At 38.0% G+C, this 10195-nt stretch carries 8 protein-coding genes; 4 read left to right on the top strand and 4 right to left on the bottom strand.

The window, feature by feature from the left end; genetic code table 11:
- Window positions 1-611 precede the first annotated feature (611 nt).
- Window positions 612-1298 carry a 7-cyano-7-deazaguanine synthase QueC gene (gene queC / locus ABXH34_RS15150; RefSeq protein WP_353572726.1) on the bottom strand — a complete coding sequence of 229 codons (687 nt, stop codon included), beginning with the start codon at window positions 1296-1298 and terminating at the stop codon, window positions 612-614.
- 230 nt (window positions 1299-1528) lie between these two features.
- Between queC and ABXH34_RS15145 the strand changes: the two genes are divergently transcribed.
- Window positions 1529-1930: a hypothetical protein gene (locus tag ABXH34_RS15145; protein ID WP_353572725.1), complete on the top strand. Its 402-nt coding sequence runs from the start codon at window positions 1529-1531 to the stop codon at window positions 1928-1930.
- A gap of 50 nt (window positions 1931-1980) precedes the next feature.
- Window positions 1981-3681, top strand: coding sequence for a polysaccharide deacetylase family protein (locus ABXH34_RS15140; protein WP_353572724.1), 1701 nt, complete (start codon window positions 1981-1983; stop codon window positions 3679-3681).
- Between the two features lie 122 nt (window positions 3682-3803).
- Here the strand turns inward: ABXH34_RS15140 and ABXH34_RS15135 are convergent, their stop codons facing one another.
- A complete protein-coding gene (locus tag ABXH34_RS15135) occupies window positions 3804-4289 on the bottom strand; it encodes a YfiR family protein (protein WP_353572723.1) in 486 nt (161 codons plus the stop codon).
- A 177-nt stretch (window positions 4290-4466) separates the two neighbouring features.
- On the bottom strand, window positions 4467-5369 hold the full coding sequence (argB, locus tag ABXH34_RS15130; RefSeq protein ID WP_353572722.1) for an acetylglutamate kinase: 903 nt from the start codon (window positions 5367-5369) through the stop codon (window positions 4467-4469).
- 169 nt (window positions 5370-5538) lie between these two features.
- On the opposite strand from argB, the gene ABXH34_RS15125 reads away from it, so the two are divergent.
- Both ABXH34_RS15125 and ABXH34_RS15120 read left to right on the top strand, forming a co-directional pair.
- Window positions 5539-6387 (top strand): FkbM family methyltransferase, encoded by an 849-nt coding sequence (locus ABXH34_RS15125; RefSeq protein ID WP_353572721.1) that lies wholly within the window; start codon window positions 5539-5541, stop codon window positions 6385-6387.
- Window positions 6384-7781 (top strand): GNAT family N-acetyltransferase, encoded by a 1398-nt coding sequence (locus ABXH34_RS15120; RefSeq protein WP_353572720.1) that lies wholly within the window; start codon window positions 6384-6386, stop codon window positions 7779-7781. The genes ABXH34_RS15125 and ABXH34_RS15120 overlap by 4 nt, the downstream gene beginning before the upstream one ends.
- Window positions 7782-8158: 377 nt before the next feature.
- Here the strand turns inward: ABXH34_RS15120 and ABXH34_RS15115 are convergent, their stop codons facing one another.
- A complete protein-coding gene (locus tag ABXH34_RS15115) occupies window positions 8159-10066 on the bottom strand; it encodes a V-type ATP synthase subunit I (RefSeq protein WP_353572719.1) in 1908 nt (635 codons plus the stop codon).
- Between the last annotated feature and the right edge of the window lie 129 nt (window positions 10067-10195).

Here is a 10195-nt window from a genome sequence, read left to right as displayed (position 1 = left end):
CCTCTATATAATAATTTGATTTTTATATTATTCACACCTATTAACCTACAATTAAAGTAAGTTATTATATTTGATAGTAACGCGTTATAATAGTATAGAGTTTTTATATATTATTAAATTTATTTGTGCCATTATCAATTTAATATTTACATATAGTTACAGCAAATATGACTATCATATTAAATTCAAATGAAAAAATAAATAAGAGCCTATTTTATGAGGGATTTGTGTAAAAAAATAGGGATATATAAACGGTAGTAATGAAATGATAAAAGGGAAGATTTTTAATCTTAGAAGCAATGAATTTAAGTAAATACGGAATAAATAACACTAAAAATCCAACCATAACACCGACAACAATATTGGTTAAATTCTCAATGGGCATGATTGATGTGACAAAAGATTTATCTTGTTTCATAAATGACAAACCATTGTGCTATTAACTAAGCTGATTATAATTTAAGCATGAAAATTAATATGAATGTAGGGAAAAAGCAACTATTTAACAGTGCTGATATTTTGATACGCAAAACGTCAGCTTCTCAATTTTTCAGGATTGCGAGTTTATCAACCATGGGCAATCCTGAATAACTATCAAAATCAACTGGACACTACTGATAATGGGTTGGATCAACTACACCTGCTTGCTCAAAACCTTGCTTTCTCAATCGGCACGAATCACAAACACCACAAGCTAAACCATCCTCTGTTGCCTGATAACAAGAAACAGTCAAACCATAATCCATTCCCAATTCTAAACCCGCCTCAATAATCTGCCCTTTAGTCAAATCAATTAACGGCGTATGAATCTCAAACTGCTGCCCTTCCACACCCGCTTTAGTCGCCACATTAGCCAACTGCATAAAAGCCTGAATGAACTCAGGACGACAATCAGGATAACCCGAATAATCCACCGCATTCACCCCAATAAAAATATCCGTCGCACCCAACACCTCAGCCCAACCCAAAGCCAATGATAAAAACACCGTATTTCTCGCAGGCACATAAGTAACTGGAATATCCAGCGCAACACCCTCTATCGGCACATTAATCTCATCATCGGTTAAAGCCGAACCACCAATTCCTCGCAAATCCAATTGAATAAGCTTATGCTCAACCACATCAAAATGAGTCGTGACCCGCTTTGCCGCATTAATTTCAGACAAACTGCGTTGCCCATAATTAAAACTCAAGGCATAACACGCATACCCTTGTGATCTAGCAATCGCGAGCGTCGTCGCAGAATCCAAACCACCCGACACCAAAATAACCGCTTTTTTTTGTTTTTTTTTAGACATTTTTTATATAAACCAATGAAAAGGACTGTCAGTCCCACAGAACAAAAAGTGATTTTGCCAAAATACACCCATAAAAACATTTTTGGCTAATCTTAGCCCAAAAGCATCCGATAACCCTTGCGTCTTAGTGAAAATGGTCTTAGTATTAAAACAACTTGAGAGACAACTGTACCAATAATTTAAATTTATAAACTTATCAATTCATTAAACCTCACAAGCTTGGAGGCGTGATGGTATTTAGCAAAATTATTGATGTAGAATTACCCAAACGTCCATTGATTGGTAAAGGCTTTAGCGTGACGATGGTCACTGATGGTGAAGTGCCTTTTCCTCAAATGATTGTACGTCAAGACGATGGTCCAGAACATTTTATAAAAGATGAGCTGGTGAGCAAAAAAGGTAAAAATCGCTATCGTTTTCAAGTGCCCGCTGAACAATATCAAGCAGGCAAAACCTATTTACAAATTGAAGGCTGCAAAGTTGCTGACCTTGAAGATGCGCAAGCCAATGATTGGATTAAAGTATATCATGAAATCGTGGTAAATGAGCCAGCCTTAAAAAAAAACACCACGGCCAACAAGACTCGAATAACGACCAGAAAACCCACCAAATCCAGTCCCAAAATCAAGTAACCCTACAGGTTTCTGAACAGCCTGTTATTTACTTTGGCATTCACAAACACATGCACCAACCTTATTATGATGCGGCTGATGTGGATTATTGGGATGGTGAAAAAGAGGATATTTTTGGGCAACGTCAAGGAGCATACACACGTTATATTCCTGAAGCTGTATGGCAATATATTCATGGTGGTCTGTCTCATGCGGGACTATCCACCAGTTGGTCTGGCTCATTAATCGAGCAGCTACACCGTTGCTCAACAACAGGCCGCGCGAATGGTATATTTCAAGATTGGCAGCAAGCGTTATACGATGTTGCCCAGCAAACCACCGCGTTTAATCATCCTCGAGTTGATTTCACCGCGTTTGGCTATTTTCACCCCTTAATGCCGTTGATGCCTGAACGTGATGTGATTGGGCAAATTGAATGGCATCGGAAAATGATTCAACAGACTTTTGGCATTTCCGCCAGTGATGTGTTATTCCCACCTGAGACCGCATTCCAAGTCCATTTGATTCCCGCTCTGAAAAAAGCAGGAGTTAATGTTGTGATTTACGATTCCATTCACCAGTTTCGTGCTTGCCAAGATTATCCGTATGCAGGTATGAATGAGGGTATGTTACCACCCAATCCTGCAGATCAACTCAATCCGCCTGTTGACGATTGGTTGCAAGTGGATAATGTATGGGCGCCGAGTAAAATTTCTCCACAATTATTGAAACCTTGTATTCTTACTTATACCGATCACAAAGGTGAAGCTCACGACATCATCGGTGTACCCGCAGAACGTTATTTAGGCAATGAAGATGCGCGCGGGGGTTATGGCGCGTTGCAATACGAGCAAGTCATGGGACAACTTTACGATCAAATGTTGAAAACCAACAGTTATGATCCAAAACATCCACCGTTTTTTATTCTGCATTCTGATGGCGATAATTATGGCGGTGGGGCTGAAAGCTATTACAATTCCAATACTGGGCGTTTAGTGGAAATGTGTCAAAATGATCCACGATTCCAATTAGTTACAATTCAAGACTATTTGCATGCATTCCCTGTTGATCCAAATAATAAAGTGCATGTTGAAGCAGGCTCATGGGCGGGTGCAGACAATGGCGATCCACAATTTACTAAATGGTTTTCGATGGCTGAGCAGGACTATTCCCCCGATTTGAACAGTTGGGCGGTGCTGACAGCATTGCAAAATATAGTACATAGCGTCGAAGATTCTGGAGAAACGGGAGAGTTGTATCAGACTTTACGGCGTTTACTTTACACGGCAGAAACCAGTTGTTATTGGTATTGGACGGGGCAACCTGTGTGGGATGGGCAAGTCACAAAAGCGGCGAATCAAGCATGGGCATTGGCGGGCAGTTTAATCAATCAACTAATTAAATCTAAACAAGATAATACTGCACCAACTATTTTTATGCCGTGGGTGCGTCCTGCCAATCCCGGTGGTCAAACATGGGGAAATCATTGTTTAACTGCCGCACCAGAAGAAGCAATATTTCGTAGTTTTGTATATGATATTGTCGGTGTAAAATCGGTTGTATTGCATTATTTTACTGATAACGATAAAACCCAAAGTATTGAAATGGAGGACTTAGGAATTTATCCATCACAAACCCAAGCCAGTATTGTGGCCAATCAATATATGGTGACTTTGCCAAAAGGTACAGGGAACATCAGTTATTTTGTAGAAGCCACTGATTCCTGTGGAAATACAACATGTAGTCCAGTGGGTTATGTATTTATTCACTAAGTTGAAAATGGCAACGACTGAGTAAAGACAAGTTTAAGGGCAAAAAGCGTGCAGACTACAGAACATCATTTATGTCCCTTTGATGTGTTCGTAGTTGCCCGATAGACTTGTTTTAAACTGACTCATTTACGAGACATAATTTGAGAAATACGCAGTAAATTGGCATCCGCTTCCAAATCTGCTTCTCGTAATGTATCTGGGTCAATTGCTAAGCGAACTTGGTGTTTGCGATTCATATAAAATTTAATCATGCCACCATGTTCAATAAATTCGGCAATATCGCTGACCGTGAGCACAGGCTGCTTGTCCAAATAATCTAGAATAGTATTTAATTGATTTCGCTCTGATTGGCTAATAAATAAAATCTGACAAATATGCGCATCAACAACCGTTTCTAAATAATGTACTTTTATTGGATTCCCATGAAACTTTTCTGTGCTGACCACATAGTCTAAAGCGCTACTAAATGGATTGTCGCCCAATACACAGATATTGAATTCGGTTTTTAGTTCTAATAGGTTTTTAGGCCAGTGAATAAAATGAGAAAAATTATATAAATACACTGCTTTGACTTGGTATTCTTTTGCCTGTTCTTTGGATGCTGCCAAACTATTATGATAAATTACTAAACATAAAAAAGAGATCAAAACCATACACGACCATCGACAACTTGATCGCGTTGACAAGATGAAAATTGGATTTGCTAACATATAATAACCTCCCCCTATCAGGCATATCCAAAGCTTTAAACTGCTATCATTTAGAGTCGTACCAAAATAGATTTGCTATTTATTACGATGATGAATCAAAGTGCCCACCCCTTCATCGGTAAGGATTTCTAGCAATGCTGCATGAGGGACTCGACCATCAATAATATGTGAGGTTTTAACTCCTGCCTGTACTGCTTCTAATGCACAACGGATTTTTGGCAACATACCGCCTTCTATCGTGCCATCATCAATAAGGGTTTTAACAGTACTTGGAGATAAACCTGTTAATAATTTACCTTCTTTATCCAACACTCCCATGGTATTGGTAAGCAATATCAATTTTTCAGCCTGCAACACTTCCGCCAATTTTCCTGCGACTAAATCTGCATTAATATTATAAGATTGGCCATCATCACCCACTCCAACAGGAGCAATAACAGGAATAAAATCACTTTCTACCAATGTATCTAACACAGAAGTATCAATACTAGCCACTTCACCGACATGGCCAATATCAATGATTTCAGGTGCTTTCATTTCAGGGGAATTACGAGTGAAAGTTAACTTACGAGCATGAATCAAATCCGCATCCTTACCCGTCAAACCAACCGCTGACCCCCCTTGATTATTAATTAAAGTCACAATATCCTTATTGACCAAACCACCTAATACCATTTGGACAACATCCATTGTTTCGCGGTCAGTAATACGCATACCTTGAAAAAATTCAGTTTCTTTGCCTAATCGTTTCAGCAAGCTACCAATTTGAGGCCCGCCACCATGTACGACAATCGGATTTAAACCCACATGTTTCATCAATACAACATCTTGGGCAAAGCTAGTCTGTAAATCTTTATCAATCATAGCGTTGCCACCATATTTAATGACAAAAGTTTTACCTGAAAAGCGGGTAATATAGGGTAATGCCTCAATTAATACGTGGGCAGTATTGGAAGCAGCAGAATTAGTTAAGCTCATAGTTTTTAGTATTACTGTGTAAAGTGGTTATGATAGTAACAGCACAAAAGGGTTAGCATTAAGGCACTTAGTTTATAAGTTTTTTAGCTGAAAAGACACTAGGGCTTAACAATTCTGCTTGGCTTTGATGTTAAAATATTCAAATTCCTGACCAATTTACAAGGCTTTTATGATGCAAATTTATACCGTTAATCAGCACCAAATGTATTTGGATACTAAAGACAGCTTAAACCTTGCGTCAGGAGATATATTTGAACCAGACGAAGTTGCATTAGTAAAACAGTATATTAAACAAGGTGATGTTGTGATTGATATTGGAGCGAATATTGGTTATTACAGCTTATTATTTGCTCAATTGGTCGGGGAAACAGGGCATGTCATTGCATTTGAACCTGATCCTGATAATTTTGCATTGTTACAAAAAAATATTAGTTTAAATCAATATCGTAATGTGACTTTAGTGCAAAAAGCCGTTGCGACTGAGAATAGCCAAGCACAATTGTTTTTATGTGATGAAAATAAAGGGATGCACCGTTTATATGATTCTGTTTGCTGTCAAACCAGTATTGAGGTGGAAACGGTTTGTTTGGATGACTATTTGCCAACATTGGTTAATAGGGTGGATTTTATTAAAATAGATATAGAAGGAGCAGAATATAATGCGCTACAAGGTATGCAAAATATATTACGCCAGCAACAACCTGCATTGTTAACTGAATTTTCACCCGCCGCTTTATTTGAATATGGGATTAAGCCACAAACGTATGTTGATTTTTTAACTCAATTGGATTTTGATTTATATCAAGTGACTGAAAAATTGAATTTACTAGACTTAACTCAGTTGAAAGCAGATTTAGACATTATTAATTGTATTATGCAAGACTTATTACCTGAATTAAAAAATAAAGCCTCCATGCCAGAAGTGGTTGAAACGGTATTACAACAATTAGAACAGCAACACTATCCACGCCCTTTAGTTGAGAATTTCTTTTGCATTGCTAAAGGTAAAGTGTTGTGAATACCCTTATTTATGAGAATATTGGCCGTTTAATTACTACAGTGAATCAGCCAATTTTATTAATTGGTCAGGCTGAGAAAAATCCTTTTTTGACTCTTGTAATACGTCAACCTTATCTTAGCGTGTTGTTTGATTTAGATATGTTAGGTGATTTGATTCAAGTTCAAGCAAATAGTTATAAGATTATTATTTTTGATAATATATTGCCTCAACTGGATTTTTTGGTTGTTTTAGATGTTGCTAAGCAATTATTAATGCCTGAAGGCGAGTTGTACATTATTGATAAAATCGCTCAAGATTTACCGACAGTCGAAAGCCATACCACTGCTCAGATTGCACCTTATTTGATTGCTCAAGCTCAACGTTGTGGCTTTGAGTTGCTTCAAAATTCCGAACAAAAGCTTTTGACATTCCTACAGTTTAAACTACAACGTAATACTCGCTGGCGTATTTTACCTGTGACTGAACAGCAAAAAACCGCAACACAGGCTTTATTTAAACAAGTATTTGGCTCAAACATGTCTAACGATATGTGGCGATGGAAATATGGGCAACAGCGAGGGGTGGCGATAGGAGTTTGGCAGCAAGATCAAATGGTTGCACATTATGGCGGTATGCAACGTCGGCTCAGTTATTTTGGTGAGCAACGGTTAGGGATTCAAATTGGTGATGTGATGGTGTTAGCAACAGAACGTGGACGTTTAACTAAACATGGGCCTTTTTTCCTCAGTGCTAGCACTTTTTCTGAGCGGCATGTGGGTTATGGCACAACCCATTTTTTGCCTTATGGTTTTCCCAATGCACGTCATATTAAAGTAGCTGAAAAATTAAGTATTTATGCCAAAGTGGATGATGTGGTGGATATTGGATGGGATACTGCAGCAATTGCCAGAGAGTCAAAGTGGCAGTATGTGAAGCAGCTTAAAAAGCGAAAAGAATTGAACCTTGTTGTGAATAAATTATGGGATAAGATGAGCAATGATCTTCAACAGCATATTGCTTTGGTACGGGATTGGGAATATGTCGATTATCGCTATTTACAGCGTCCAGACAAGAAATATCAATTTTTAGTGATTTACGATGTCTTTTTACGGCCTGTTGGTTTGGTGATTATTGCGATTGAGCCAGATTTTTGTCGGTTTATGGATTATATCGGTTGTTTAGCTCATTTACCGCGTGTTATGCACCAAATTTGTGCTTATTTGCAGCAACAGGGAATTGAGCATATCAATGGTTGGTTTAGTGCTGCGATTGCCGAACATTTTGCACAAGCAGGTGGGGAAGTTTCTGAAACTGAGATTATTTTGCCTACGATTATTTGGGGACAAGGCATTGAAGTTGAAAATATTAAACAACGATGGTGGTTAACCACGGGAGATACAGATTTTCTATAGAACCCATTTTACATCTAAAAAAATGATGATTTTACATGACGCTGAGCGTAGTAACTATAGTCGTTTTATTTTAAAATGATACAAGGACTGGCAGTCCTAAATTCCAAAACCATAACCATTTGATATTTAAAATATTTCAGGACTACCAGTCCTCACACTTAAGATGGAATTGACTATAGTCATAAATTGTTTGTATAAAATAGTCATGTAGGGTGGAATAGATGTGCCTCGAATATTAGCCAAGTATGGACTCATTATCACGCATCGTATTCCACCTTTTCAATGCCCAACATCTTTGATGGAAAACGCTATGTTATTCCACTCTACTAAAGCTTGTTTTCAGATAAAACCAGTATATTTCCAAATAAAATAAATCGTTAAGCAGAATTTTTTATGCTGGCTTTTAATGGTTCGAATAAACGTCCATCACCACTGAAAAAGCGTGAAAAACCTTCATAATATTCTAAGCGTAACACTTGAATAGTCACAATCGCGCCTTCCAATATGATAATCACAATATTACCTACAATCGCCATAAACCAATACCCCAATGTGCCCTCTCCCATCATATTAGCTAAGGTGAAAATAGCAATTGCCAATGCCACATGATTTAAGCTGAATGCGGCGACCCGTAAAAAAGACAAGGTATTGGCTAAATAATTGATTAGCGTTTCTAGCCCTTCAATCAAAGTGACTAAAATGCGCTCACCAAGAGGTAATTTATTCTCATGCCATTTATAGCCTAAAATGACTGATAATGGCAAAATCACTGAAAGTTGTTGTAATTGTCCAAAATCACCACCTGTTTCCATCCAAATTTTTAATGAGAAAAAACCACCGAGATACAGAAAAATTCCCGCCAATCCATTGCTATTAAATATGGCTTCAGCATGATACCCAAATCGCCAATTATTGATGACTTTGAGCAAGGTCATGACCAGAATAAAACTCACGCCCCAGTACAAGGAAATTTTCAGCATGTAAAATGGATGATGCAGTGGCGACACCCACAACGCAGGAATAATCGTTTCTTCAATCCCAAATACACTGCCGTATAAAAAACCAAAAATAATTGAAAATATACCTGCACCAATGAAAAATAAGCTGAATTGTTTCAATTTATCACGCATCAACCAACCAAATCCCGCAATGACTGCACCTTGACCCACATCGCCAAACATCACCCCAAACATCAGTAAAAAAGTCACCATAAATAACAGCGTGGGATCAAATTCACCATAACGCGGAATCCCATAATTTTGTACTAGTGATTGATATGCTTGGACAAATTTAGAATGGCGCATTAATGATGGAACATATTGAAGCTCTTTAGACAATGGCGCACGACTATCCAGCACATAAGGACAAGTCAATTTTTCAGCTAAAAAACATTCTAATCCAATTAAATCTGCTCTTGGAATCCAGCCTGTAATGACAGTCAACTGACCCCGACCGTGTATATTGTCAGCCAAAAGTGCATACGGTGCAGCTTGATGCAATAAGACATAAGCCTGTGTTAAATCATTTTGATGTTGTCTGGCAATATCTAAATGTTGTCGATTCACTGCGGTTAATTCAGCTTTCAAACTGTGCAGTTTTTCAGTCAACTCGTGGCGTACTTGTTGCGGATGATTATGGAATTCTAATGGCAATTGCAATGGTCGGAACTCAGCATAATTCAATACCGTGAACACATCATCAGCATATTCTAAAGGGCCTGCAACCACACAGTAAGCCAGCTCATCTGCACGATGAAAAACATCAACAAAATGTTGTGCTTTGGCAACCGCCTCAGTCAATTGTTGTAAATTATCAGCGGCAATTGTTCCAATATGTAAATTGAGAAAATGTTTATTTTTGCGTAATAATCCTAAATCTAGGTCTAAATTTGAAAATTTCTCTAATGTGGCTAGCAGTTGTTCCGATGAAGTTTGTTGTTCTGTCAGTTGATGCTGTTTTTCTTCTAATACAGATATTTTTTGCCAAATTTCAAACAATTGTGTATTGGTATCATTCAATTCTGTAATACTGATTTCTTTGTAAGGATGGATTTTTTTTGGCGCGGTGAAAGGTAGGCGATTTAAAATTTTATCTAGGCGACTTCTCGCACTATTAAAAGCCAAACGAAAGTCTTGCCCTAAATGCTGTGGTAATTGCTCAATCAATTCGGGTTCTAATGCTTCAGGATTAAATACCCCAAAATCAGCTAAAACCTGTGCAATACGTTGCGTGTCCTCAGTCAGGAGTTTGAGATAAATACGTTGCATAGAAACGGGTTGAAACATAAGTCACCTCAAATCATTAAAGTGGTTGAGTAAGCATCGGCTGCACCTAGAATCACGCCAGATTTCAAACCTAAACGCTTACCTTTTATAATGGCTAAAACCCGTCGCATTTCCAGTTCACGCAATAAG

It is taken from the genome of Candidatus Albibeggiatoa sp. nov. BB20 (genome assembly GCA_016744725.1).
In the GTDB taxonomy this organism is placed as follows: Bacteria; Pseudomonadota; Gammaproteobacteria; order Beggiatoales; family Beggiatoaceae; genus Albibeggiatoa.
Note: the sequence above shows the minus strand (reverse complement) of the source record. Positions and strands in the feature narration are given on the sequence as shown.

Excerpts from the sequence above, each read along its gene's own strand:
- queC (WP_353572726.1), bottom strand. The coding sequence starts at position 1,298 with ATGTCTAAAAAAAAACAAAAAAAAGCGGTTATTTTGGTGTCGGGTGGT.
- ABXH34_RS15145 (WP_353572725.1), top strand. The coding sequence starts at position 1,529 with ATGGTATTTAGCAAAATTATTGATGTAGAATTACCCAAACGTCCATTG.
- ABXH34_RS15140 (WP_353572724.1), top strand. The coding sequence starts at position 1,981 with ATGCACCAACCTTATTATGATGCGGCTGATGTGGATTATTGGGATGGT.
- argB (WP_353572722.1), bottom strand. The coding sequence starts at position 5,369 with ATGAGCTTAACTAATTCTGCTGCTTCCAATACTGCCCACGTATTAATT.
- ABXH34_RS15125 (WP_353572721.1), top strand. The coding sequence starts at position 5,539 with ATGATGCAAATTTATACCGTTAATCAGCACCAAATGTATTTGGATACT.
- ABXH34_RS15115 (WP_353572719.1), bottom strand. The coding sequence starts at position 10,066 with ATGTTTCAACCCGTTTCTATGCAACGTATTTATCTCAAACTCCTGACT.